Annotated in this window: 22 protein-coding genes; 18 read left to right on the plus strand and 4 right to left on the minus strand. The window is 38.3% G+C overall.

From position 1 onward, the window contains the following. Positions 1-85: 85 nt before the first annotated feature. Complete coding sequence (locus tag PISS_RS16830; RefSeq protein WP_058155779.1) at positions 86-673, minus strand: TetR/AcrR family transcriptional regulator; 588 nt, start codon at positions 671-673, stop codon at positions 86-88. A 113-nt stretch (positions 674-786) separates the two neighbouring features. Here PISS_RS16830 and PISS_RS16835 point away from each other — a divergent pair, with 113 nt between their 5' ends. Beyond that, a complete protein-coding gene (locus PISS_RS16835; RefSeq protein WP_058155781.1) occupies positions 787-1,329 on the plus strand; it encodes a carboxymuconolactone decarboxylase family protein in 543 nt (180 codons plus the stop codon). 104 nt (positions 1,330-1,433) lie between these two features. Here the strand turns inward: PISS_RS16835 and PISS_RS16840 are convergent, their stop codons facing one another. After that, positions 1,434-1,964 carry a hypothetical protein gene (locus PISS_RS16840; protein ID WP_013462954.1) on the minus strand — a complete coding sequence of 177 codons (531 nt, stop codon included), beginning with the start codon at positions 1,962-1,964 and terminating at the stop codon, positions 1,434-1,436. Positions 1,965-2,015: 51 nt separating this feature from the next. On the opposite strand from PISS_RS16840, the gene PISS_RS16845 reads away from it, so the two are divergent. Continuing rightward, entirely contained in the window at positions 2,016-2,381 is a 366-nt protein-coding gene (locus PISS_RS16845; protein ID WP_058155783.1) for a DUF1294 domain-containing protein, read from the plus strand. 47 nt (positions 2,382-2,428) lie between these two features. Here the strand turns inward: PISS_RS16845 and PISS_RS16850 are convergent, their stop codons facing one another. Both PISS_RS16850 and PISS_RS16855 read right to left on the minus strand, forming a co-directional pair. Continuing rightward, the gene (locus PISS_RS16850) at positions 2,429-2,773 is read right to left on the minus strand and encodes a PEGA domain-containing protein (protein ID WP_028834242.1); all 345 of its coding nucleotides are present in this window, start codon (positions 2,771-2,773) and stop codon (positions 2,429-2,431) included. Between the two features lie 176 nt (positions 2,774-2,949). Next, positions 2,950-4,923, minus strand: coding sequence for a serine/threonine-protein kinase (locus PISS_RS16855; RefSeq protein ID WP_058155785.1), 1,974 nt, complete (start codon positions 4,921-4,923; stop codon positions 2,950-2,952). 393 nt (positions 4,924-5,316) lie between these two features. Between PISS_RS16855 and tagH the strand changes: the two genes are divergently transcribed. The 16 genes from tagH to tssH all read left to right on the plus strand — a co-directional run bounded on the left by tagH (position 5,317) and on the right by tssH (position 26,358). After that, positions 5,317-6,588, plus strand: coding sequence for a type VI secretion system-associated FHA domain protein TagH (gene tagH, locus PISS_RS16860; RefSeq protein WP_058155787.1), 1,272 nt, complete (start codon positions 5,317-5,319; stop codon positions 6,586-6,588). Positions 6,589-6,603: 15 nt separating this feature from the next. Further along, positions 6,604-7,068: a type VI secretion system lipoprotein TssJ gene (gene tssJ, locus PISS_RS16865; protein WP_013462959.1), complete on the plus strand. Its 465-nt coding sequence runs from the start codon at positions 6,604-6,606 to the stop codon at positions 7,066-7,068. 15 nt (positions 7,069-7,083) lie between these two features. Beyond that, on the plus strand, positions 7,084-8,412 hold the full coding sequence (gene tssK / locus PISS_RS16870; RefSeq protein WP_058155788.1) for a type VI secretion system baseplate subunit TssK: 1,329 nt from the start codon (positions 7,084-7,086) through the stop codon (positions 8,410-8,412). A gap of 22 nt (positions 8,413-8,434) precedes the next feature. Beyond that, positions 8,435-9,715: a type VI secretion system protein TssL, long form gene (tssL, locus tag PISS_RS16875; RefSeq protein ID WP_036955228.1), complete on the plus strand. Its 1,281-nt coding sequence runs from the start codon at positions 8,435-8,437 to the stop codon at positions 9,713-9,715. A 10-nt stretch (positions 9,716-9,725) separates the two neighbouring features. Beyond that, on the plus strand, positions 9,726-13,235 hold the full coding sequence (tssM, locus tag PISS_RS16880) for a type VI secretion system membrane subunit TssM (protein WP_058155789.1): 3,510 nt from the start codon (positions 9,726-9,728) through the stop codon (positions 13,233-13,235). Then, entirely contained in the window at positions 13,217-13,945 is a 729-nt protein-coding gene (tagF, locus tag PISS_RS16885; RefSeq protein ID WP_024602748.1) for a type VI secretion system-associated protein TagF, read from the plus strand. Before tssM ends, tagF begins: the two co-directional genes overlap by 19 nt. Further along, entirely contained in the window at positions 13,938-14,735 is a 798-nt protein-coding gene (locus tag PISS_RS16890; protein ID WP_058155791.1) for a PP2C family protein-serine/threonine phosphatase, read from the plus strand. The genes tagF and PISS_RS16890 overlap by 8 nt, the downstream gene beginning before the upstream one ends. A gap of 203 nt (positions 14,736-14,938) precedes the next feature. After that, a complete protein-coding gene (gene tssA / locus PISS_RS16895) occupies positions 14,939-16,054 on the plus strand; it encodes a type VI secretion system protein TssA (protein WP_024602746.1) in 1,116 nt (371 codons plus the stop codon). Positions 16,055-16,069: 15 nt separating this feature from the next. Continuing rightward, positions 16,070-16,573 (plus strand): type VI secretion system contractile sheath small subunit, encoded by a 504-nt coding sequence (gene tssB, locus PISS_RS16900; protein WP_010389380.1) that lies wholly within the window; start codon positions 16,070-16,072, stop codon positions 16,571-16,573. Further along, a complete protein-coding gene (gene tssC / locus PISS_RS16905; protein WP_013462966.1) occupies positions 16,570-18,060 on the plus strand; it encodes a type VI secretion system contractile sheath large subunit in 1,491 nt (496 codons plus the stop codon). The genes tssB and tssC (PISS_RS16905) overlap by 4 nt, the downstream gene beginning before the upstream one ends. A gap of 37 nt (positions 18,061-18,097) precedes the next feature. Further along, complete coding sequence (tssC, locus tag PISS_RS16910; protein ID WP_028834236.1) at positions 18,098-19,624, plus strand: type VI secretion system contractile sheath large subunit; 1,527 nt, start codon at positions 18,098-18,100, stop codon at positions 19,622-19,624. A gap of 2 nt (positions 19,625-19,626) precedes the next feature. Then, on the plus strand, positions 19,627-20,406 hold the full coding sequence (locus tag PISS_RS16915; protein ID WP_024602744.1) for a type VI secretion system accessory protein TagJ: 780 nt from the start codon (positions 19,627-19,629) through the stop codon (positions 20,404-20,406). A gap of 15 nt (positions 20,407-20,421) precedes the next feature. After that, a complete protein-coding gene (tssE, locus tag PISS_RS16920) occupies positions 20,422-20,907 on the plus strand; it encodes a type VI secretion system baseplate subunit TssE (RefSeq protein ID WP_013462969.1) in 486 nt (161 codons plus the stop codon). Then, a complete protein-coding gene (tssF, locus tag PISS_RS16925; RefSeq protein WP_013462970.1) occupies positions 20,904-22,730 on the plus strand; it encodes a type VI secretion system baseplate subunit TssF in 1,827 nt (608 codons plus the stop codon). The genes tssE and tssF overlap by 4 nt, the downstream gene beginning before the upstream one ends. Continuing rightward, positions 22,727-23,716 carry a type VI secretion system baseplate subunit TssG gene (gene tssG, locus PISS_RS16930; RefSeq protein WP_033102982.1) on the plus strand — a complete coding sequence of 330 codons (990 nt, stop codon included), beginning with the start codon at positions 22,727-22,729 and terminating at the stop codon, positions 23,714-23,716. The genes tssF and tssG overlap by 4 nt, the downstream gene beginning before the upstream one ends. A 23-nt stretch (positions 23,717-23,739) precedes the next feature. After that, positions 23,740-26,358, plus strand: a complete 2,619-nt coding sequence (gene tssH, locus PISS_RS16935; protein ID WP_058155793.1) for a type VI secretion system ATPase TssH — start codon at positions 23,740-23,742, stop codon at positions 26,356-26,358. Positions 26,359-26,390 lie beyond the last annotated feature (32 nt).

The following is a 26,390-nucleotide window of genomic DNA, read 5'->3' on the forward strand; positions in this document are numbered from 1 at the left end:
AGATTAGCCGCTTTTTTATACGCTGAATAATCAAACTGAATATAAAAAGAGTTTATTTAAGCGCAAAGACAAGCACCCAATAGGATTACAGTTTTTTGATTAGTACAAACATTTGGTTGATCATCGGCATCGCCAAATGCTCGACTGCAGGGCGATTAAAGTAACCTCGTAATCCTGTAAATTGCACTTGGAAAAATTGTGCGTATGCAGTTGCAGTTAAATCAACGCTTAGCTCACCATTTTCAATAGCGCGGGTAAACAATGTGGTTAAATAAGATTCAAATTTAGTCAGTAATCCTGCGCTTAACTCACTTAAAGCCGTGTCTTTTTCAGCAAATTCGGTATTTGCTTTTACTAACATACAAATAGCACTTGGACTGCAGTCCTTGGTTTTAATAATTACATTTTCAACAAATGCCCGCAAACCACCTAAAATCGAATCAGAGTTTGCTATAAAGCCCTCAATTTGGCTTTTCATCTGTACGGTGTAGTCTTTTAAAGATTCGCTGTATAACCCCTCTTTAGAGCCAAATGCAGAGTAAATACTTCCTGGGCGCATATTTATAGCTTCCTGCAAATCGCGGGTAGAAGTAGCATGAAAGCCTTTCTCCCAGAACAGCTGACTTGCCACGCGAACAACATGTTCACGTTCAAATTTAATTTTATTGGCCATAATAGTTTCTATTAATTTGAGCGACTGTTCAATTTTAACTTGAGCGACCGCTCAAAATCAAATAATATGTTTCTCAACACGACTTAATACTATTTATTATATAGGAGCAAACTATGGCTGAATTTACCTTATACACGCAAGAAAATGCATCAGCAGAGGCAAAACCTTTACTAGCAGACTCTGTCGCCGCTTTTGGAATGTTGCCTAATCTTCATGCTGTGATGGCTGAGGCACCAACATTGCTAAAGGGTTATCAAGTACTGCATGAGTTATTTCAAAAAACATCGTTTAATGCACAAGAGTTAACGGTTGTTTGGCAATCAATTAATGTTGAGCACGAGTGCCATTATTGTGTGCCAGCACACAGTGGTATAGCGGCTGCCATGAAGGTTGATGAGAATATTGTGGATGCATTAGTCAATAAAACCCCGCTTGCTGATCCTAAACTTGAGACACTTCGTGAGACAACGCTTGAAATGACACGAGAACGTGGTGTGTTAAGTCAGTCACAGCAGGAAAAGTTTTTTGCAGCAGGGTATACAAAACAACAGCTTCTTGAAATTGTGTTGGGTCTTGCGCAAAAGGTGATGAGTAATTACACCAACCATCTTGCAGATACGCCTGTTGATAATGCGTTTAAAAAATTTATAAAGTAACTTAAGATCAGTGTTCTAGTTCAAAATCGTAATTATTAATGGCTAGAACACTGTTTTTAAAAGAACTAATACGTTTTTAGGTATTACAAGGCAATAAGTAAAACTTATTTAAACTTTACTTCTTTATTGCTGCGATGGTAGGTGCGAATTTGCGGCTTAGTCCATTCACCTTTTTTTAAATAACTGGTGGAAACAACAAATTGCTCATCCTTGAATTCACTAGTTGATTTAACTTTAGTGATGCCCTCTTGGCTGCCAGTGACGTCTTCATAAGCAACAAATTGTGTTGGGCTCAACACTTTCATGACTCCTTTGGTATAAAAGCCAGCCGTAGTAAAATAATAAAATACTAATGACTGTTTTTTGCGATCATAGAAAATCATTGATTCGCCCCCATACTCACCTTCATTTATAGAATGCGTAGTGCGAATGGCTTTACCATTTAAGGTGCGCTCCCATTTGGTCACATCTTGAGTTGGAAGCGGGTTTTTATCTATATGAAAATCAGCTTGCCAAGTACCTAAGTAAGGAGTGAATACCGCAAGCTCAGGCTCTAGTAAATCCGTTTTATTATTTGCTTGAATACTGAATATACATAGTGAAAACAGCAGCATCGAAGCCTTTAAATATGTCATAATTTAACCTTGGTGTTTCTTTTAATTATCTTCATTATAGGCGATTATTTTTTGATAAAAAGTAGCTTAATTATATTTTCCAGCTTGTTTATAGCCTTATTTTGGTTAGCTTACTTAAATAATGAAGTTGAAATGTACTTACCCATATATGTTTCATCGATCAGCTGTATTACATTTGTATATTACGCATGGGATAAGCGAAAAGCGGTACAATCAAGCCATAAAAAAGTCAGTCGTATACCTGAACGACACTTACATCTATTGGCTTTATTTGGAGGATGGCCCGGTGCACTTATAGCGCAGCAAAGTTTACGGCATAAGTCACAAAAACGAGTTTTTATTGCAGTGCTATGGGTATGTATTGTACTTAATATTAGTGTAATTAGTTATGCGTGGTTTGCCTATTACCGTATTTAAAATGCCTTTATTGAGCGTAATAAAGGCATTTTAAATTGATAATTCGCTTATTGCGCAGACTGGCTTAGCTGTTTTTCATCTAGCTCAATAGTTAAGATGGTTTTTTTGTCAACCGTTACCCATTTTCTATAAGTCACATAGCCTGCCTTACTTACTTCGATATCATATTTACCTGCATCTAGTTCTATAGCGTCTTGATATACAGGCACTATATTCATAATGCGTACTCTAGAGTCAGCAGGGTTAGTAATAACAGTCAGTGATATCGGCGCATTCTCTTCGCTAACTTGAGGCGTTGGCTCAATAACTACTTCCTCTGTTTTATTTACACTAGAAGTTGTCGAACAACCCGTAAGTATAACGGCTGCAGCTAATAAGCTTAAATTTTTCATAGGTACTCCATTAATTATAAAAAGTCTAAATATTTTAAAATCTTGGCGGAGTGTATGATGATGAAAATGCACTCGTCGTCCTTGACTTTATTATGTATATTTTGGGTTAGTCTAATAGCTAACTAATCTATATTCAATTATATCTGTGTTATTTTTGAGCAATAAATAAGAGTTGTTTAAAGCATATTGTCTAACGATTGCGTGATGGCCTCACTTTTTTCAACCAAACGTTCAGCTGCTTTATACATTCTTTTTTTCATTAAATCGTTCGCTGTACTAATGTAACGTCTCGATAATTCTTTTCTAAGCGATACTAAAAGAGAAAAATCGTTGGGTAGTGCTGTCGATTCGGATTTAATAAACTCTTCAAATTCCATTAAAGCTTTATGATCTTCAATAGTTTCTAATTGTGCAGAAAAGCGTTGAAACTTTGGACCATAAAAAACGACCGCATCGGCACGAGGAAACTCAGCTTGTTCGCCTAAATTAATCTTTTGTTGGTATGCGGTCAGTGCATTAATTGCAGACTCACGCTTCATTAAATTAGCAAGAAGCTCTTCTGCTTTTTTGTTATTTGAAAATACAATTTTACCCACATTTAAAAGTACTTTTTGTGAGATGACATCATCGCTTTCTATGGCTGTGTTTAACGCAACAGTAAAGTTATCAAGATGCAGATCTGTTGGTTGATAACGGTAAGTTTTATCTACTTCTTTTAGATCTTTAACGAGATGAGCAATACTATTGGGCTGGTCTTCGTTGTAGCGTGATTGTTCGAGTAATAAATCTATTCTCGCGGTAATATCAAAAATAATTGATTGGCGCTCCCTCAATACACTTTCTAATTGCATCGAAAGCTTTTCTGAATCGGGATAGTAGTTCAGTGCATTAGAATAGACCGCTATTATTTTATCAAAATCTTTAAATTTACGGCCCGCAATATTATTAAACTGGCTTGCTTCATCATTAAAGCTATCTAATATACTTTGCTGATTTGATCTGAGTAATCCTTGTTTAAGCACCTCATACTGTGGCGGAATTTGTTCTAGTTTGTTTAAAATAGTAGGGCCTTGCCAAGACATCCATGCTTCCACTTGTTGGTTGATTGCCTTGGCGTTATCAAGTTGTGCCTGTAATTGCTTGGTATTATCTGAGCTTGAAAAATAATTTTGAGTGATTAAGGCAATAATTGCCACACTAGCCACACTGGCAAAAATAGCGGGTTTTAAGTTCACTTTTAGCGTTTTTGAAATTTGTTCTAGTGAATCGAGTCTTTGGCTGGCGCTTAAAGATAATGCTTTATGTAAATTTTTCCATAAAAGGAGAGGGCAATTACTTGGTTTTTTTACAGTAGTATTTTTAGGGACTTTATCTGCAGCAATGCGGTTAAATGGGTGCTTACTGCTCAGAAGCTCATAAGCAATACAGGCAAATGAAAATACATCATCTTTAATGGATGCTTCGCCGCCTTTTAGCTGCTCAGGGCTAGCATACGTTGGAGTATAACCACCAATGGTTGCAAACTCACTTTCGTTTTTAACAGCATATTGGTCGTCCAAACTTTTGTGTTTAGCAATACCAAAATCAAGCACTTTGAGGTTACCATTAGAGTCAAAAATAATATTCGAAGGCTTAAGATCATTATGTATTACGCCACGTGAGTGAGCATATATAAGGGCGTCAGTTAATTGCTCTAAAATAATTTTCGCTTTTTTAAACGCTAAACCTGATGGTTTATTTCGCTTAATAATTTGTTCTAGAGTTTCTCCCTCAATGAGCTCCATAGTGACATAATATAAATCGCCATCAGAGTCTGCTGAGTACACTTTTACAATACTAGGGTGAGCAAGTTGTTGTGTTTTTGCTGTTTCATCTTTCAATAATGAAATAGCTTCTTCAGAGTTGGAAAACTCTTCTTGGAGCACTTTTATAGCGACCGATGCTTCAGAGCGACCGCTGTTTTCTAAAAAGGTATCTCGCGCACGATATATGTAACACATTCCACCTTGCCCGATGAGCTCTTCAATTAGGTAGCGATCGGATATCTTTTTGCCGAGGAGGTTTTGTTTATGGATGCTTGATGTTTTTTTTGTGCTGGAGTCTAGAGAAGCAATCTGAGTTTTATCGTTGTTATCATTAATATTGCTCATTAAAAAATCCTTTTATTGTGTTTAGTTAAATAATTACAAAGGTAAATAATCTCTACTTACCTATCAATTTTCCCTCTGATATAAGCATGTATTTTACAAAAATATACAATTATAGCAATGCCTGAATAGCATATTGTTGCCGGTGAACTCGCTTTATAGTGAATTGAAAAAGTCGGTTTAAAGCCAGAAGATGTCTCTAAAGTGTTTATTTTTGGCCTAGTTAAAAAGCATTAAAAAGAAAAGTAACAAACGCCGTCGATGAGTATATAGGGCGTATTGTTTTAGAGACAAAATCTACAATGCGACATTTCTCTGTGTTAATTTCAATGTTGACAATAGTTTCGCTTCTACTTTATCCTGTTCACAATAATGCTATAGGGACAGACTTATCAAATGGAACTGATACTAAACATCACTAGTTATCACAGACTTTCGCCTGAAATCGAAGCTACCAAAACTGTAAAAGATTCACTCACTTTTGGTCGTTCTGAGGGATGCGATTGGCATCTCCCCGATCCTGAAAAAATTATCTCAAGTAAGCACGGTAAAATTGAAAAAGAAGGCGATTCTTTTTACATATACGATAATTCAACCAATGGCTTGTTTATTAATTTTGCAGTGGCGCCTTTAGGCCAAGGTAATAAACAACGTTTGTCAGATAGTGATGTCTTAACTATTGGTGATTTTCAGGTTGATGTTAGTTTAGCTGACGAGTCACACGCAGATATTAGTAATCCTATTACTTCAAACAGTTCTCAACAAGCAAATACATTTGCTTCACATAGCAGTCAAACTGCAGAGTCTGCGCCGTTATTCAATGATTCAATTATGAATGAGTCTATGCCTGCGGTATCTGTAATTTCACAACAAGCAACAGCGGATAATCATATTCCAGAAGATTGGGATGAACTAACTCGCCTTATGAATACCGATGAGTTTGATCTTGGTAATGACGAAGTGAATTCTTCAGCGCCAGTTGACACTCCAGCTCCAATAAAAGAAAGTGCGCCGACTAAACGTTATAATGCTGAGCAGCAAGCTGTAAAACAAACAGCGCCTGTAAAAAGCTTTGCTCAAAATGATAAAGTGTTTTGTGATGCCTTTTTAAACGGATTGGGGATTAAGGATGAGCTTAAAAGTGCTCTAGATAATGAAAAGCTGTGGTTTGAGATGGGGCAGGGCTTAAGTTTATTACTGACAGAGCTCATGGAATCTTTACGCCAACGCGCGATTGTAAAGAACAAATTAAGACTGAACCATACAATGTTTCAGACCGAACAGAACAACCCATTGAAGTTTTCTGCCAATATTGATGATGTTATTCAGAACTTGTTCATAAAAAATAGTGCAAGCTTTCTGTCTTCGAATGAATCTATTAAAGAAAGCTTTGTAGATACACGCAAGCACGAGCAAGCACTGCTCGCTGGTGCAGATGGCGTGCTCAAAGGGATGTTATCGCAAGTTTCTCCCGTGCAAATTAATCAACAGGCAAACGATAATTCTAACGTGTTAAAAATTATTCCAGGCCAAATAGAGTCTAAATGCTGGAAGTTATATCAAAGTTTATATGATGATATTTCTCAGGAAGTTAACGCGAAAGGCGCTATGGCTATGTCTGATGATTTTTTAAAAGCATATAACGATCGAATCAAAGAAACGCTCTAGAAAGGAAAGTAAATAATGCATAAAGTTAAGCTCTATTTAATGAGTTTTAGTTTACTATTTTTGGTACTGGGATGTACTACGATGAATAAAATCGTACCTCCTTCTACAGATCTGATCATCAATGTATCTAAAAATGTTAATCCGGATACATCAGAACGCCCTTCTCCGGTGGTGATGAAAATTTTTGAGTTGAGCTCAAGAACAATTTTTGACACGCAGGATTTTTTTAGTTTATACGATACGCCAGAAAAGATATTAGGCCCTGATTTATTAAAAAAGGATGAGTTAGAGCTTCAGCCTGATTCAGTACAGCAATATAAAATGAGCCTTAATCGTAATACTCGTTATGTTGGGGTTGTTGTTGCTTACAGAAATATAGACCAAGCAAGGTGGAGAGCGGTTATTGAAGTTGACCCCACCGGTTATGACGACATCAATGTAAATGTAGAAGCGATTGCTACATACATGAGAGAGCAATAAAAAAGGATTTTTAAAATGAGTGATAACACTCGTGTTGCTTGGACTGAGGGGATGTTTTTAAGACCTCAGCACTTTCAGCAATCAGATAAATATATTTCAAATGTGATTAAGCAAGTATGCAGTGGAAACCTTGCTGATCCATGGGGAATAATAGATATTAGTATTGATAATGAATTACTTAACAGTGGTCAATTCGCTGTGGATTCATTAACTGCAATTACTCCGGATCTACTGCCAATTGATATGCCTCAGTCAACCTCTTTACCTGAGCCTTTAGTGGTTAATAAAGATGTGTTTGACGAAGTTGTTTATTTGGCTATTCCTGCGCTAAAAAATAGTGGCGTTAATATATCGTCAACTGACGATAATATGGTTACTCGCTATAAGCTTAACGATTTGGCAGTGAGTGATGACTTATTGGGAGCGCAGTCTCAAGAAATAATTCAAGTTGCAAAAGTATACAGTAAGTTGATGCTGTCTTCTGATGATCATTCAGGGTATATCGTGTTGCCTTTAGCACGAATAGTGGATGTGAGCAGCGAAGGGCAAATAAAGTTAGATGCAAAGTACATTCCTCCCTCTTTAAAAGTAGGGCTGTGTAAACCTTTATCGGGGCTAGTGAGAGAAATTGGCTCAATGATAAAGCAACGCGCTGAAAGCATTGCTGCTAGGTTGTGCCAAGGTTATGCGGGTAGTACGTCAGTTGCAGATTTTATAATGCTGCAAACACTAAATAAATATGACGCGATATTTAATAATTTGCTCAGCGTTAATAGTTTACATCCGAACGTGTTTTATAGCCGCTTAATTGAACTGGCAGGTGAGTTATCAACCTTTAGCACGGCTAATAAAAGAGTGCCTAAATTACCTAATTATGATCACACAAATTTAGGGCAAGTGTTTAGTGAAGTGGTTAACTTTTTATACCAATCATTAAGCCATGTAATTGAGCAAACCGCGACTGAAATTAAGCTTGAACAAAGTAAGTTTGGTATTTCGTTTGGTGCCTTAAAAGATAAATCTATTTTAAATTCAGCGCAGTTTGTTTTAGCAATTAAAGCAAGCGTTCCGCATGAAGAGTTGAGAAAAATTCTACCTTCGCAAATTAAAATTGGCAGCGTTGAAACCATTCGTGATCTTGTTAACAACCAGATCCCAGGTATTACAATTAGTAACTTGCCAACAGCGCCAAGACAGATCCCTTACCATGCTGGTTTTCATTATTTTGAATTAAATCGCCATGGTGAACATTGGGAAAAACTGCGCTCCAGCGGAGGAATTGCTATCCACCTCTCAGGAAGTTACCCAGAACTCCAATTAAGCCTTTGGGCTATTAGAACTTAACTTTTTAAAAGGAAGAGTTTCAATGGACGAAACCATTATAAAACCACGCCCTGGCCGACTAGGGCGAAATACCCCAAGCAGTGGTGCAGCGCAAAATGATGCTGATAAAACCGTTATGTCGGTTGAGCCACCCTCTGCAAAGCCGATGAGCAATAATAAGGTATCAATTTTTAAAAATCCCTTGTTAGAAGCGGCAACAGATTGCTTTTCTCTTGTGATATCCATAAATCAATCGCTTGAAATGAGCAATCTAGCAGCGCTCAAGCACCGCTGTGTTGAGGCTATAAAGCGTTTTGAAGTGGAAGTCCGTAACCAGCACCTATCAAAAGAAGTGATTAATAATTCACGCTATTGCCTATGCGCTATTCTTGATGAGTCTGTATTGAATTCAAAGTGGAGCTCAATGGAGTGGGCTGATGAAAGTCTGCTGTCGACTTTTCACAAAGAAACCTTTGGTGGTGAGTATTTTTATACTCTACTTGATGCCGGGTTAGGGCAACCTGAAAAAAACAAACAGTTTTTGGAGTTGCAATACCACTGTTTAAACTTAGGCTTTAAAGGGAAATATCGATTAGATGCCGGCGGCGATACAAAAGTCGAAGAGTATCGTTCACAGCTTTATCATTTACTCAATCAGCTTGATGGCCCGATTAATAATAAACTATCTCCAAACTGGCAACAAAGAGTTGCTGCAGGTGTTGAACTAAGAAATCAAGTGCCACTGTGGGTCATATTTTCTGTGCTGGGGCTGATATTATTGATGATTTATCTATCAATAAATATGAAGCTAAATAACGATGTTTTTGCGATTAATGAAAAACTAGCGGCCATTCATCCGTTAGCTGTTAATCAAACGGTTGATAAAAAAGATCAGCAGCTGCGTGTACTTGAACAGTTACTGCAAACAGAAATTAAAATGGGGATTGTTGCTGTTGCAAAAAATTCCGATGGGATCCGCATAACGATAAACAGTGAAAATTTGTTTAAACAAGGGGATTCTCAACTACTTCCATCATTTCAGCCTATTTTAGAAAAGTTAGCGTTAAGCTTAGAGGGAACTAAAGGGCGAGTGCTTATAACGGGCCACACAGATGACTTACCAATTAGTACAGATAAGTATCCTTCTAATTGGCATCTTTCTTTAGCCAGAGCAACACAGGTTGCTAATTTAATGGCTAAAAGTACCAACTTAAGCGGTCGTTTATGGCCAGAAGGAAAGGGCGCTGCAGAGCCTATCGCCAGCAATTCAGATTCAGCTTCTCGGTCATTAAACCGACGAATTGAAATCGATCTATTATTTTAATGAGGCTGCAATGAGTTTCTCACAAAAATTTAAAAAAATAACCTACGCACTAACATCACGAACCGCTATATTAATTATCGGCTTTTTAGCCTTATCATTATTAATTTGGTTTGGTGGCCCTTTAATCGCAGTGGCAGACTATGTACCGCTTGCAGGTGTAGCATCACGATTATTAACTATTTTATTGGTATTATTAGTTTTTTCAGTGACCAAAATTTATCGTCTTATGCAGCAAAATAAGCGCGATGAAAAAATGGCAGATGAGTTAATTGATAACAATGATGCCAATAGTAGTGAAGTAAACGAAGAAATTACTACTCTTAAAACGAGAATGAATGAAGCTATAGATTTACTAAAAGATGTAAAGCTATTTAAAGGTAAAAATATATATCAGTTACCTTGGTATATTATGATTGGCCCTCCGGGTGCAGGTAAAACAACGGTTATTCATAACTCAGGCCTCGATTATCCATTAAAAGATAAGCTAGGCGTTGACTTAGTTCATGGTGTAGGCGGTACCCGTAATTGTGACTGGTGGTTTACCAATAAAGCGGTATTAATTGATACCGCAGGGCGTTACACAACACAAAGTAGCCACGCAAAACATGACTCAAGAGCATGGGAAGGTTTTTTAGGGTTATTAAGAAAGCATCGCCCGTTACGTCCTATTAATGGCGTGATGATCAGCATGGGTATTTCTGAGCTAATGAGCCAGACCAAAACTGAGCGAAACCTACATGCTCGTGCTATAAAACAGCGTCTTCAAGAATTACAAAACCAACTAGGGATGACATTTCCTGTTTATGTTATTTTTTCTAAAGTTGATTTAATTGAAGGCTTTAGAGAGTTTTTTGCTGAGCTAACTGAAGAAGAATGTGAGCAGGTTTGGGGAATTACCTTCGAACTTGATTTAGATAAAGATACTCAGGTAGATGCGTTCAATAAAGAGTTCCATGCTTTAATTTCTAAGCTTACAGAGATGTTAAATCGTCGGCTTATCAATGAGCGAAACGAAGCTATTCGTGCCAAGATTTTTGAATTCCCTCGACAGTTACGGGTATTGCAGGGCGTAGGTGATGACTTTTTAAAAGAAATTTTCACCCCCAATGCCTATGAAGAATTACCCATGTTCAGAGGGGTGTACTTAACCAGTGCGACGCAAGAAGGGACACCGTCAAGCTTTTTAAATGATGCGAGCGCAGGGAAAACAGATTACATAAATCAATCTAAAAGTTTCTTTATTAAGAATGTTTTAGAAAGTGTTATTTTTCCTGAGCAAAACTTAGCAAGCACTAACAAACATCATGATAAGCAAAATAAATGGCTTCGCGTTGCAAGTATTTCAGCTGCGTGTGTTGCTTTATTAGGTTTTTCAGTTTCGTGGTACTTTAGTTTTGCATGGAATAGCAACTTAATAGACGCCACCGATGAGGCAATTACTACTTACCAAGAGCTCGATGCCTCTTCGTTTGATAGAAATAATTTATTGGTGTTGAACGACAGACTAAATGCACTGAGAAATCTACCTGCTACTAACCCTGAGCTCATTAACCCTGAGGATGCTTCATCAGTTGGTTTTAATAAGTTAACCGAAATTAAAGAATCTTCTACTAATGCTTACAAGCGTTCTTTACAAACGTATTTAGAGCCATTTGTTGCTAATACTTTAATTAAGGAAATGGAAGCGCATCCAGAACACTTAAGCTATTTATATGAAACGCTAAAGTGTTACTTAATGTTGTTTAAACCTGAATACTTTGAAAGTGAAGATATTGTGGTGTGGTTCAGTGCTTATTTAGACAGAAACTTACCCGGTGATTTGAATATGCAAACGCGTGGTGAGTTAATGAATCATATTTCAGCTTTACTCAATGAGGGAATCACGCAAACCGAAATAGATAACCAAGCTGTGCGAGTTGCACGTGCAGAGTTAACTAAACTACCGATTGCGGAAAGAGCATACCAGCGTCTTCAAGCTGATTTTCTCGATAGTAGTATTCCGCCTTTCAGACTAACCGATATTATTAGCTTTGAAAGTGCACAAAAGTTTACTTTTCGTAATAACGGCGACTTAACGCGAAGCATTCCAGGGTTGTACACTTTTAATGGTTTTCATGGCATTTTTAATATTGAAAAAGGAAAAATGCTTGGCAACTTAATGGCTAGTAGCTGGGTTTACGGGCAAGAAGCCTCAGGAACTTACGATATTTCTAAAGCGGAGATAGAGAAGAAACTAGAGCAGCGCTATTTCCAAGATTATATTTATTATTGGCAGTCATTTTTAGATGACTTGAGTCTTAATCAATACAGCTCACCCGCTGAAGGCGTCAATATTACTGATGTACTAGCAGGCTCTGAAGCACCGATTAAAAATATCATCAATGCGGTGAAAAAGAATGTTCAGCTTACTAAACTACCAGTATCTGAAAATCAAAAAGTAGCTGGTGATGTGGCAGCCAATGCCGCTAAAGTCGCTATGCAAACTAAAGCAAATCGAATTAAGCGCTTTTTACCTGATGAAGCTCCAAAATTTGAAATTGATCTACCAGGTTACCAAGTAGAAGAAGCCTTTGAAGATATTATTGATATTGATGTTCAGCAACTTGATAATATTCAGAAAAATTTAAGAGAGTTAAATATTTATTTAACCAAGCTTGATAGAGGCGATCAGCTTAAGTACTCCATTAAAGATCAAATAAGCGGTAAGAGTAAACCTAGCTTTATTCGCCAATTAGAGTATCAAAGCAGCGACTTACCTTATCCATTTAATAGTTGGTTACTGGATATTAGTAGAGATACTAGCAACATAACCAAAAATAGTGCTAACAGGCATCTAAATGAAATTTGGAAAAGTAAAGTTTTACGCGAGTATAACGCGGCGATTGTGGGCCGTTACCCATTTGCTCCGCAGGCTGAAAAAGAAGTCAGCATTAAAGACTTTACCCGCTTCTTTGGTCCTAATGGCACCATAGACAACTTTTTCAATAGCTACGTAGCCCCGAGTGTGGACATGAGCTCAACCCCTTGGAAGTTTGAAAAAGATATCGGTATTAGCAACAACACGTTAAAAATGTTCGAGCATGCTTACAAAATTCAAACCGCATTTTTTGACCGTGGTAGTAATACTCCAAGAATTGAGTTTGGCTTGCGTACCTTTAAATTAGACAAAACGGTCTCAAGCTTCATGATTGAAATTGATGGCCAATCTATGATTTATCGTCATGGTCCGCTTAAGGTGACCAATTTTGTTTGGCCTGGTGCAAGTGGTCAAAGCAAAACTCGAGTGGTGTTTACTCCACCAAATGGTGGGCGTTCAATTAACACCACCTACCAAGGTGAGTGGTCACTATACAGAATGTTAGATGAACTGAGTGAAAAGCGAAGTAAAACGCGAGAAGACTTAGAGCTGCATTTCTCACTAATGGGTAACAATGCAAAAGTAGAATTATTGCCGAGTTCAATCAGGCATCCTTTTTGGAATAGCAGTGTAGAGAAGTTCTCATGTCCGACCCGATTGTAGATATTGGTTATCTTGGCAAAGTCCCTTGTTTAGGCGACTTTGTTCAAGATAATGTTACTAAAGAGTTTTCAGAGCATTGGGAGCAATGGCTTCAGGCTGCCATTGCTGTAAGTAAAGAACAGCTTGGTGATGTTTGGCAAGAAAACTATTTAACAGGTCCCGTTTGGCATTTTGCCTTAAGCCCAAATATTGTGGGTGATACTGGCGTTATGGGCACGTTATTGCCAAGTATGGATGCTGTGGGGAGGCATTATCCTCTCACGGTAACGCGAACAACACATATTGCTCCTGTCGATGTGCTTCATTCTGGTGTTTTTTCGTTGGAGTACGAAGATGCAGTACTCAAAGTACTTGATGGCTCCGTTGATTTATTTTCTTGGCGCAAAGAGTTAGCTAATACTTTGAGCGAAATTACTTCAACTAAAAAGCAAGTTAGTTTTGCAAACTCGCTAGATAAGAATAAACAGGCTACAGCATTGGAGTTTTCTGGTACCGAATTAAGTGATCACATTTTACAAGATGCCATGCATGCCATTTTATATAAAAAGTATGGTGATTACAGTGTTTGGTGGACTCATGGCTCATGCAATATTAAGCCTATGGTGTTGATCACTTCGGCTCTACCGCCTGTAAATCAAGTGGCCGCTATGCTAGATGGACGATGGAAACATTGGGAATGGAATTTTACACAGGTAAAAAATAGTGATTAATAATTTAAGCTCAAGTTATGCCATTACCCACCGAGGTGCTGTTAGGCAACTTAACGAAGACGCGCATGTAGAAATTAACAGCCATAATTTATGGGTAGTAGCTGATGGTATGGGAGGACATGAAGCGGGTGAAGTTGCCAGCCAATTAGTTGTTGATGTTATAAGAACCCATGTTGAAAAGTTTAAACTAGAAGATTTAAACGTCAGTGACATTATTAAAGCCATTGAAGATGCAAATAAACAATTAACTGAATATAGCGCGCAATACTTAAGCAACAAAACAGCGGGCAGCACGGTGACAGCTTTGTTTGTTAAAAATGAGCGCTATTACATTTTATGGGTTGGCGATAGCAGAGCTTATTTGTTGCGCAATAGTAAGTTGACTCAAGTTTCTAGAGATCATAGCCAAGTTAACGACTTAATAGATGAAGGAATGATTTCTGTTGAAGAAGCTAAAAATCATCCACTATCTAATGTAATTACCCGTGCCGTAGGGGTAATGGATGAAGTAAAAGTTGATGTTGTTGAAGGGGATATAAACACAGGCGATATATTTTTACTGTGCTCAGATGGTCTTACTGGCGAGTTATCAGATGAAGAAATATGTTTGTCATTAGAGCCCTCTAGTATTATTGATTCAGGAATGGCGTTAATGCATTCTTCGTTAGTCAGAGGAGCCAAAGATAACGTGACCTGTATTTTAGTAAAATATGATGATGTGGATGCCAATCAATCGATACAATCTTGCAATTTGCAAGATGAGGCAACGATTCCATTGTTCACTAAGTAGCTGATTAAGCCTGTTTTAGTATAATCAAGAAAAAAAGTTGTAAATAAATCAGGAACAAAAAAACTGTTATTTCAATTATTTATAAAATAACATTAGCCAGCTTATCGGCATAATAGCGTCAAGGCTTGTAATTTAATTTAAAGAATGTAATATAATTTCCGCTTTGCTTCTTAGAGCACATGGATAATATTTAGGACAATGGAATGTTTTTATTTGAAGAGTATATTTCCCCTATTTCAGATGCTGAGTTTGCAGGTATTGATCCGCGCTCAGACGTCTCTCCAACGTCTACTTACTATGCCTTAAAAGATTTAAGAAACCAACTTCGTGCGGCTGAAAGAAATGCCTTAGTCGATGAAGAGGGAATTGCTTCACTTTCGCGAGATTGGCTGCCATTACTTGAACAATGCAGTGAGGCAGTTAAAAGCGAAAGCAAGGATATTGAATACCTTGCATGGCTAATTGAAGGTTTATGCCGCGTTCACGGGTTTAAAGGAATAGCGTTTGGTTTTCGCGTTGCCAAGTATTTGCTTGAACACCATTTTGAATCCCTTTATCCAACACTTGATGACGGTGATGAAATTTCAGACAAAGTATCTGCCTTAGTTGGCTTAAATGGTACCGCCGGTGAAGGCACGTTGATCATCCCAATAAAAAGCATTTATATGACAGACAGTGTCAGTATGGATCCTTTTTCTTTTTGGGAGTATCAGCAAGGGTATGATATTTCGCGTTTAAATGATGAAAAGCGCGAAAAGAAAATAGCCCAAGGCGCAGTTGATTTTGAGCAATTAGAAAAAAGTGCCGCTGAGACCAGTACCGAATTTTTTGTGTCTTTAAAAAACGATATTGAAGATGCGATAGAGCAGTTTGCTGCCTTGAGCGAAGTTATGGATGAGGTGACAGGTGAGCCACAACCGACGTCTAACATCAAACAAGCATTAGAAGTGAGCTTAGCGGCGGTAAAACACGTAGCAGCAGATAAGCTTGAAGCAGCGCAAACTGCACTAGATAAAGCTAACGCTGAGCCTGAAGAGGAACTCGTTGAGGATGCGATTCAAGCTGACTCAGAGCAACCTAAAAAGCTTAGCAGTGATGAGATTAATTCAAGAGAAAACGCAATTAAAAAACTTCAAGAAATTGCGACTTTTTTCAGAAAGACTGAACCTCATTCACCAATGTCTTACACAATAGAACAAGTTATTCGATGGAGCGAATTATCGCTACCTGAGTTATTAAATGAGTTAATTACAGATAGTGATGCTAGGACTGGATACTTTAAGTTGTCTGGCATTAAGATCAGCGAAACTGAAACATAGTAAAAGGAGTTCTCAATGAGTATCCATGATAAGTTAAAACGAGTTCGTAAACCTAGAGTACATATCACTTATGATGTGGAAACTGAGGGCGCGGCAGTAAAAAAAGAATTACCCTTTGTAGTGGGTGTAATGGGCGATTTTTCTGGTGATAATACAGAAGCGCTTAAGCCACTAAAAGATAGACGTTTTATTCAAATTGATCGTGATAACTTTAATGATGTTTTAAAGCGTATGAGCCCATCTCTACGTTTAAAAGTAGACAACACATTAACGGATGATGGTTCTCAGTTTGAAGTTAACTTGAACTTCAAATCGATTGACGATTTCGAGCCTGCAGCCGTTGTAAATCAAGTAGAGCCGTTACGCAAATTGATGGAAACGCGTAACAAGCTTCGTGACTTGATGACGAAGATTGACCGCTCAGAAGAACTTGAAAACGTACTAGAAGAAGTTTTAAGTAATACAGCAAGCTTAGATTCGATGGCGAAAGAACTTAACTTAGAGGAGACTGATAAATGAGCACTGAACAATTAGCAACAGAATCAGAATCAGTAGCAGAAGTTAGTTCTTCACTTTTAGAGCAAGCAATTGGTGCGACTAAACAAACAGAGTCAAGCCGTGCTGAAGAGTTACTGAAAACGTTAACTGAAGAAGCATTAAAAGGCACAGTTCAATGGAACAAAAACATGACTGTGACGTTTAATGAAGCAATTCAATTAATCGATCAAAAAATCTCAAAGCAGTTAAGTGTCGTAATGCACACGGATGAGTTTCAAAAGCTTGAAGGCTCATGGCGTGGATTACATCACTTAGTGATGAATTCTGAAACTAGCTCTACATTAAAAATTCGTGTTTTAAACATGAAAAAGAAAGAGCTGCATAAAGACTTAAGTAAAGCTGTTGAGTTTGATCAAAGCCAAACCTTTAAGAAAATATATGAGTCAGAATTTGGTACCCCAGGTGGTGAACCGTATGGCACGATTGTAGGTGACTTTGAATTTACGAATCACCCAGAAGATGTTGAAACATTAAGTTTAATGTCTAATGTTGCAGCCGCTGGTTTCTGTCCATTTATTGCCGCATCATCACCGTCGTTATTTGGCTTTGATAATTGGGAAGAATTAACTAAGCCACGTGATTTAGAAAAAGTGTTTGAATCACTAGAATACACTAAATGGCGTTCATTTAGAGACAGCGATGATTCACGCTTTGTATCACTTACTATGCCGCGTTTCCTTTCGCGTTTACCTTATGGTGCAGCGTCAAAACCAGTTGAAGAATTTAACTACGAAGAATTTGAAGTTGAAGCGAAAGATGGCCGTTCAGTCAGCACTGATAATAGTGATTACTGTTGGAGTAATGCCGCATACGCTATGGCAACAAACATGACCGCTGCTTTCTCTCAATACGGCTTCTGTACTGCTATTCGTGGCGCAGAGGGTGGTGGTAAAGTAGAAGGCTTACCAACGCACATATTTACAAGTGATGATGGCGATCCAGATCTTAAATGTCCAACAGAAATTGGCATTACAGACCGTCGTGAGGCTGAGCTAAGCCAATTAGGTTTCTTGCCTTTATGTCACTATAAAAACACTGATTATGCTGTTTTCTTTGGTGGCCAAAGCTGTCAAAAACCAAAAATCTACTCAACACCTGATGCAACTGCTAATGCTGCCATTTCAGCACGCTTACCTTACTTAATGGCGACTTCTCGTTTTGCTCATTACCTTAAAGTAATGGCGCGCGATAAAATTGGTAGCTTTATGGAAGCCGAAGACGTTGAATCATGGTTAAACCGTTGGATCCTGTCTTATGTAAATGCGACAGAGGGCGGTGGTCAAGATATTCGAGCACGTTACCCTCTTGCTGATGCGAAAGTATCTGTAAAAGAGATCCCAGGACAACCTGGTGCTTATAACGCTGTTGCTTGGCTTAAACCTTGGTTACAAATGGAAGAGCTTACTTCTTCTTTACGCCTTGTAGCTAAAATCCCAGAGATCGGTTAATAATACCGCTCTCTCGCATTAAGGATGATGCAATAGAATGAATCACGAAGAGTTTTCATTTATCAATCAAGACTTCACTTTTCAACAAAAGTCGCAGTCTCGAATAAGTGATAATGACGCTTTACTCGATAGGTTTTTGAACGAAAAAAACCTAGATAAAGCGTTATTATTATGGCTTGAAGGCTCTTCTGATTCTCCACTTTCTTGGAATAAGGAGTCATTGAGTCCTTATTTACAGCGTGTGATCATTGAACTCGATCAACTGATTTCTGCACAACTCAATCATATAATTCATGCAAAAAGCTTTCAAAATTTAGAAGCTAGTTGGCGAAATCTATGGTGGCTATTATTACAAACAGAGCAACAAGACAAAGAAAAAAAAGTAAAAGTTAAATTGCTTAATTGTGACTGGCCAACGCTCTCAAAAGACGTAAATAAAGCGATAGATTTCGATCAAAGTACGTTTTTTCAATTACTCTATCAAAACGAATTTGACAGTGCCGGCGGCGAGCCCTTTGGTATTGTGATTGGTGATTATGAAATTAGTAATGGTTGCTCAGCGGGCACTATTTACAACGATATAGATACGATTAAAGAAGTGTCAAGAACGGCTGCCGCCGCATTTTCTCCTTTTATATGTTCGGCATCGGCTAACTTATTTGGCGCTGATAGCTTTTCAGATTTAGGTTATTACTCTGATTTATTTAATCATTTTGAGCAACCTGAATATATAAAATGGCAAAGCTTTAGAAAAATGGAAGAAGCTAGATTCATGGGTTTTACACTCCCTCATGTGCTAGTTAGGCCGCCTTATGCTAATGATGGCAAGCGGCATCAAGAATTCTATTTTAAAGAACAAATTATTAATCCAGAAACAGATATGCTTTGGGGGAATGCAGCCTATCAATTTGTATCAACAATAATCAGAGCTTACTGCGATAGCGGCTGGTTTGGGCATATACGTGGTATAGAGCCAGGGAAAGTGTCAAAAGGCTTAGTCACAGGGCTAGCTCGCGATAGTTTTGCTAATGATACTTATCAAAAAGAAGCCAAGCCGCCACTGGATTTGTTAGTAACTAGTAAGTTTGAAAAGCAATTTTCTGAACTCGGTTTTATCCCAGCCTCTTCGGTCACAAATACCGAACATATTGTTTTTTACAGTAATGCGTCGGTTCAAAAGACAAAAAATTACGACTCAAGCGCTGCTAATATCAATGCGCGCTTATCGTCTATGTTGCAATACATTTTATGTGTATCGCGCTTTGCGCACTATTTAAAATTATTGGCCCGAGATCGTGTTGGTTCTTATAGCACAGCACAGGCCTGTGAAAGAGATTTACAAGCGTGGATCAATAACTACACAACCGCGTCAGACTCTGCGTCTGAGCACATTAGAAGTAAATACCCACTCAGTAATGCAAAAATAAAAGTAAGTGAAAACAAGGCTAATCCGGGTCATTACTTTTCGGTTTTGCAGTTACAGCCCCATTTTCAGTTAGACCAAATGGTCTCGAGTATTAAGTTAATAACAGAGCTCAGTCCTCATCATAAAATAAAGGAATAGTCATGAAGAAAATACACAGTTTAATTCGCGAGGGAAAACTTGCTGATGCTTTATTATGTTGCGCTACAGAGTTGCAAGATGAGCCTTTAAATTTTGATATTAGAAGTCTTTATTCTGAATTACTTTGCATTAACGGTGAACTTGAAAAAGCAGATAAACAGCTAGATTTTATGGTGCAAAAGAACCCTGAATTTGCTGTAGGTGCGGTTAATCTTAGGCATTTAATTCGCGCACAACAATCGCGTGTAGATTTTTATCAAGGTAAGGGCATTCCTAAACTCTTTCATGAAGCTAATGAGCTAGACACCTTGTTCTTAAAAATGCACGTAGCCCTACTTGAAGGCGAAACATCTGAAGCGGCAACGCTTGCAAAACAAATGGAAGCGCTTCGTCTTGAAAGCGTTGATGATGAGCATTCAGCAATTAGAGATTTAGATGATAGCTTAAGCCCATATTTGGAAGTGCTAGGCACGAATGGCGAGTTTTATCTTGCAAACTTTAATGAAATTGAAACATTAAAAGTAGAACCTGTAGCGTCTTTATTAGAGAGCATCTGGTTACGTGTTGAGATCACTATCAAAGACGGTCCGTCAGGCACGGCACATTTACCGCTGGTTTATGCAAACTCAAATACTGAGCTGGAAAAGTTAGGTCAGGTTTCTGATTGGGATGAGCTACAAGATGAGTTTATTGTAGGTAAAGGAATGAAAATGTTATTTGTCAACGATGAAGCAATCACTATTCCCAGTCTAAAAATCAACGCCGTTGAAACAGCAGAGTAAGTGCAATAAACGATTATGATTGAACATAAGCAGCAACTCCAAGCATCTATTTTAGATAGGCTCATTGACGATGAGCCTGACTTTCAAGATGCACCTTCTCGTACTGAGGGGATCAGCATTAGTGAGCTGAGAAAAAATGTGCGTAGAGACATAGAAGCGCTGCTAAATGCTCGAATTCAGTGGCATACCTGGCCATCACAATATGCTGAGTTGTCGACTTCTTGTTTATCATATGGTTTGCCTGACTTTTCGAGTATGTCTGTAAGCTCACACGAAGGGCGTGCACTTTTATGCGAAACCGTAAGAAATACAATTTTAAAATTTGAACCGCGGTTTATTGAGGTAGAAGTGTTTACCGATGATGAAGTACCCGTGAACAGAGTATTAAACCTAAGGATTAACGCCTTGTTGTATGCCGATCCAGAACCTGAATTTATTAGCTTTGATTCTGAAGTTGAGCCGGTTAATTTAGGTATGAAGATTATTGAGGCCTCTTTATGAACGATGAGTTATTAAAGTACTACAACCGCGAACTAGCGTTTGTTCGCCACATGGGTAAAGACTTTTCTGAAAAGTACCCTAAAGTTGCTGGGCGATTAAAGTTAAGCGATGACCATATTGAAGACCCTCATGTATCTAGACTAATCGAATCGTTCGCATTTTTAACTGCTAATATTAGGCAAAAACTCGATGACAGCTTTCCTGAGCTAACTGATGCTCTATTGGGACAGATGCTGCCAGACTACCAAGCGCCTATCCCTTCTATGTCGGTGGTAAAATTAGAAGCTGAAAATCTGTCCACCACGGGTGTGGTCATTCCAAGAGGCAGTGAAGTAGAAACCAATGTTGAGTCGATGAAGCAATGTAAGTTTCAAACCTGTTACGAAACTTATTTATGGCCGGTTGAGATCACAAGTGCCCAATTTGATAATAGTCCGTTTGTTGCCCCTAAGCCTCGTTGGCATGAAAAAGCTAAGTCAATTTTCAAACTTGAGCTAACCGGTGAATATCCGGGTGTATCATTAGCTGAAACCGGGCTGGAAAAATTACGATTATTTATAAATGGCCAATGGCATCATACGCTTAAAGTGTATGAACTATTATTTAAACACGCTATTGGTATTGCTTTTGATAATGGTGAAGAGGGTATAAAGTACCTTTCTAAAAACCAGTTAAAAGCCGTAGGCTTTGATGCAAATGAAGCGGTGGTGCCCTATTCGCAGCGCTCAAGTGCTGGTTATCGGTTACTGGTGGAAAACTTTACCTTTCCGGAAAAGTTTCGCTTTGTTGAGCTTGAAAATATTCGTTCATCACTGCCTAAAAAGTCTAACAAATGCAGTGTGTATATTTACCTTGATTCAGAGTCAACCGAGCTTGAAAAGCAAGTAGACAAAAATATGTTTTTAATGGGATGTACACCCATTATCAATATGTTTGAGCAAGAACTAGAACCGATTCGCCCAGAGCTGAGTGAATACGAATACCAATTAACACCACGCTATATGGACTCTGAAATCTCAGAGGTGATTGGTATCTCAGAAGTTATTGCGTTTGATCACAAAGGGAACAAACAAATAGTGTGTCCTTTTTATGGGCAGACTCATCCACGATACCAAGGCCATGATGATTTATTTTGGCACATCCGCAGAGAAACCGCCTCATGGGCCGGTGGCTATGTTGAGTCAGGTACGGAATCGTTTCTATCATTAGTAGATGCACGATTTGAAAATAGCGCTATGGATTATGCTGAAGGGAACACGGTATTAACAGTACGTGCTAATTGCAGTAATCGAAACCTTCCTGCAAGCATGCCCTTTGGAGATGATGAACTCGGGCTTTTAATGCCTGAACGTGGCGATGTAATTAAAAAAATACGTTGTTTAATCCCATTTACTCATGCAGTTAGACCGATATTAGCCGATGCAACTCGTTGGCAATTAGTTAATCATTTAACCCTTGATGCGTTTAGTGGAGATGATGCATGTAACAAGCTTAAAGAAGTGTTACGGCTGTATGACTTTAGAGCTTCACCGCAAACAAAAGGCCTTATCGATAATATTTACCGCGTGATTGTAGAACCAGCAACGGCGCGTGTCGTACAAAAAGGACGAGTAAGCTTCGCAACGGGAAGCGAAATAGAAATTACCTTTGCCAATGATGATTTTTCGGGAAGTGGTATGTTTTTCTTTGCTTCTATCCTCGATCATTTCTTTGCACAATTTGCGGCAATCAATAGTTTCACGCGTGTTAGTTTAAGGCTCAAAGAACAAGAGCAAGTGTATTATCAATGGCCTGCCCGAGTTGGGGAAAGCCCGTTAATATGATCCAGCATATTATTTCTCAAGCGTCACAAGTTGATTTTTATAAAGCTGTTTTCATTATTGAAAACCAGCTTAAAAAGCATGGCTTAGAATATCGCTATGTAGGGTATGACAGTAGCCCAAAGCAAGAGTTAATTAAATTTACCGCAACACAAAAATTTGGTTACCCAGGTAACGCTATCACAAAATTAGAGCAAGCTAGCTTTGAAGATGGGTTGCATAAAGTCAACATGCAGATCTCTTTTATGGGATTAACGGGTTGCTCAGGTGCTTTACCCCAATTTTACAGCGAGCTGGTGATGCAGCGTCTTCGCTATAAAGATACCACCATGCGTGACTTTTACGATATGTTTAATCATCGTTTGGTGTCTTTATATTATCGAGCGTGGAAAAAATATAAGCCGTCTTTAAATCATGTGAACAAAGATAAAAACAAAGACCCATATACACAAATATTGGGACTTTTAAGTGGCGGCTACAATGATCATCAGTTGCACTTTTCAGGCCTTTATAGCCGAAAAATTCGCAACGCTTTTGATTTAAAAAGTGTATTGAGCTCTTACCTTGGTTGTGATGTTGTTATCAAACAAATGGTAGGAAAGTGGCATGATCTGAAACCACAAGAACAAACTTGTTTAGCAAGTGAGCGCCTATATGAGGGACAACATGCTCGCTTAGGCGTTGATACCGTAATAGGTAAAAAGATATGGGATATTTCTTCTAATATTGAGATTCATATCAGCACTACTGATATTGATAAAGCAAAATCCTTGTTACCGAAAGGCAAGTTATTTGAGTTAGCTACAAAGATTGTAAAAGATTATGCGGGCAATGCGATTTCATTTCGACTTATCATCGAATCAGATTTTCAACAACTTGATGCGGTGCAGTTGTCTAAACGGGAATGCCAACTTGGCGCTAATAGCTTTTTAATGGCGAGTAAAAACACCCCTAAATTTAACCCTATTAAGTTATCGTTTAAAGGATAATTAAAAATTAAAAGGAACAGCGTATGTCAACGATGACATTAAATAAATTAGTTGAAAAACTAAGTCCAGATTGTAGAAAAAGCTTAGAGGCAGCTGTTGCAATATGTAATAGCCGCAGCCATTTTACGGTTGAATTAGAGCATTGGTTGTTAGCTATGATTGAGCAGCAACTAGACGATGTTAGACTCATATTCGGTTCTTTCGATATTGATATTGATCAGGTAAAGCAAGATTTAAACCAATCACTAGAGTCATTTAAAACGGGCAGTGATTCATCGCCTAGCCTATCAGTGCATGTGACTACCTTATTAAGGCAGTCATGGTTAAGTACCAGTATTGAGTTCACCGATGAGCAAATTCGTAGTGCTTACGTTATTTACACGCTAACAAAAGATGATACCTTGTCTAGTTTAGTAACGCGTTGTAGTAAGCTTTTCAATAATATAGAACCTGGACAACTGTTACACGCATGGCCTGAAATTGTTGCCCAATCGCAAGAACGTAATACCAGCACTGCAAGTGCTACAACACCTGCAAATGGTTCATCTAAAACACCAAGCTTAGATCAATTTACAGTTGATTTAACCGCTCAAGCAAAAGCGGGGAAAATAGACCCTATTCTAGGTCGTGATTTTGAAATACGTCAAATGGTTGATATTTTAACTAGACGTCGTCAAAACAACCCAATCCTAACGGGTGAAGCGGGTGTAGGTAAAACCGCTGTGGTTGAAGGACTTGCCCTAAGAATTGCCCAAAAAGACGTACCTGCAGTATTACAAAACGTTAAGTTGCACAGCCTAGATTTGGCTTTGCTTCAAGCAGGTGCGGGCATGAAAGGTGAGTTTGAAAATCGCTTAAAGTCGTTAATTAACGAAGTTAAAAACGCTGTTGACCCTGTGATTCTTTTTATCGATGAAGCTCACACTATGATTGGTAGTGGCGGACAAGCGGGTCAAAACGATGCGGCTAACTTACTAAAACCTGCTTTAGCAAGAGGGGAATTACGTACAATTGCAGCAACAACGTGGGCTGAATATAAAAAGTTTTTTGAAAAGGATGCTGCACTAACACGTCGTTTCCAAGTGGTAAAGGTTGAAGAGCCAACGCCAGAAAAAGCGGTTGCTATGCTACGTGGTTTAGTTCCTGTTATGGAAAAGCATCATAAAGTGTTTATTTCAGAGCAAGCACTTGAAAGTGCGGTCCATTTATCACACAGATACATTACTGCTAGACAACTACCAGACAAAGCCGTTGCTCTACTAGATACAGCCTGTGCACGCGTTGCTATGAGCCAAGCATCGACACCTAATGCGATTGAGCAGTTAATGAATAGACTTAGTGAAATTGAAGCGCAAGTTTTAATGTTAAATCGTGAGCAAAAAACCGGTTTAGATCACAGCGAACAATTATCAGCACTTAAATCTGAACTAGTTGAGATTGAACAGCAACTTGAACCATTAAATGAGCAGTTCAACGTTGAAAAAGGCATCGTTGCAGAATTAAACCAAGCGCTTGAATCGATTAACACCAACGATGCAGACTCTTCTGTTGAAGTACTTGAGCAGTTAAAAGAAAGCAAGCTTAAGCTAGCCTCGTACGAACATAATATGGTGCATTGGCAAGTTGATGAAGAGTTGATTGCACAGGTTATTTCTGATTGGACTGGTATTCCTGTTGGTAAAATGCATGAAGACGAAATTCATGGCATTTTAAATTTAGCTGAGCAAATGAAACAACGCGTAGTTGGCCAAGATCATGCGCTTGAACTTATGTCTAAAGTAGTACAAACCTCCCGTGCTCAGCTTGCAGATGAAAGTCGCCCTAATGGTATATTTATGCTGGCAGGCCCAAGCGGAGTGGGTAAAACAGAGACCGCACTTTCACTAGCACAAGAAGTGTATGGCAGTGAAGATAACGTAACGGTTATCAACATGTCTGAGTTTAAAGAAGAGCATAAAGTGTCATTACTACTTGGCTCACCTCCAGGTTATGTTGGTTATGGCGAAGGCGGTATTTTAACCGAAGCAGTAAGAAGAAAACCATACAGTGTAGTGCTACTTGATGAAATGGAAAAAGCGCATCCTGGCGTGCAAGATATTTTCTATCAAGTATTCGATAAAGGCACCATAAAAGACGGTGAAGGCCGAGATATCGACTTTAAAAATACCATCATTATTATGACCTCAAATGTGGGTACTGATACCACAATGAGCTTATTTGAAGATGAAGAAAGTAAGCCAAGTATTAAAGGCTTATTAAAAGCATTACAAGATGATTTATTAGGGGCATTTAAGCCTGCATTTTTAGGACGAATTAACGTTATTCCATATATTCCGTTAAGTGATGAAATTCTTACCCAGATTGCTGCGTTGCAAATTAGTAAAATAATTAAGCGTGTTAAAAAGCACTATGATGCGCAATTAACGTATAACGATGATGTGATTGAGCACATTATTGCAAATTGTCAAAATGCCGGATCGGGTGCACGAAATATTCACACCATATTACAGAATAAAGTACTACCTCTATTGTCTGAGATCTTGCTTTCAAGCATGGTTGAAGGTGAAAAAGTAACATCTATCTCATTGTTAATTAAAGATAATGAGTTCGATGTTGAATTAACTAAAGTTAATTCAAAATAACTTGTTTTTAAGGTTGTTTCTTTAGTTTTAGG

Origin of the sequence: Pseudoalteromonas issachenkonii, from assembly GCF_002310795.1 — a bacterium.
Taxonomy (GTDB): domain Bacteria; phylum Pseudomonadota; class Gammaproteobacteria; order Enterobacterales; family Alteromonadaceae; genus Pseudoalteromonas; species Pseudoalteromonas tetraodonis.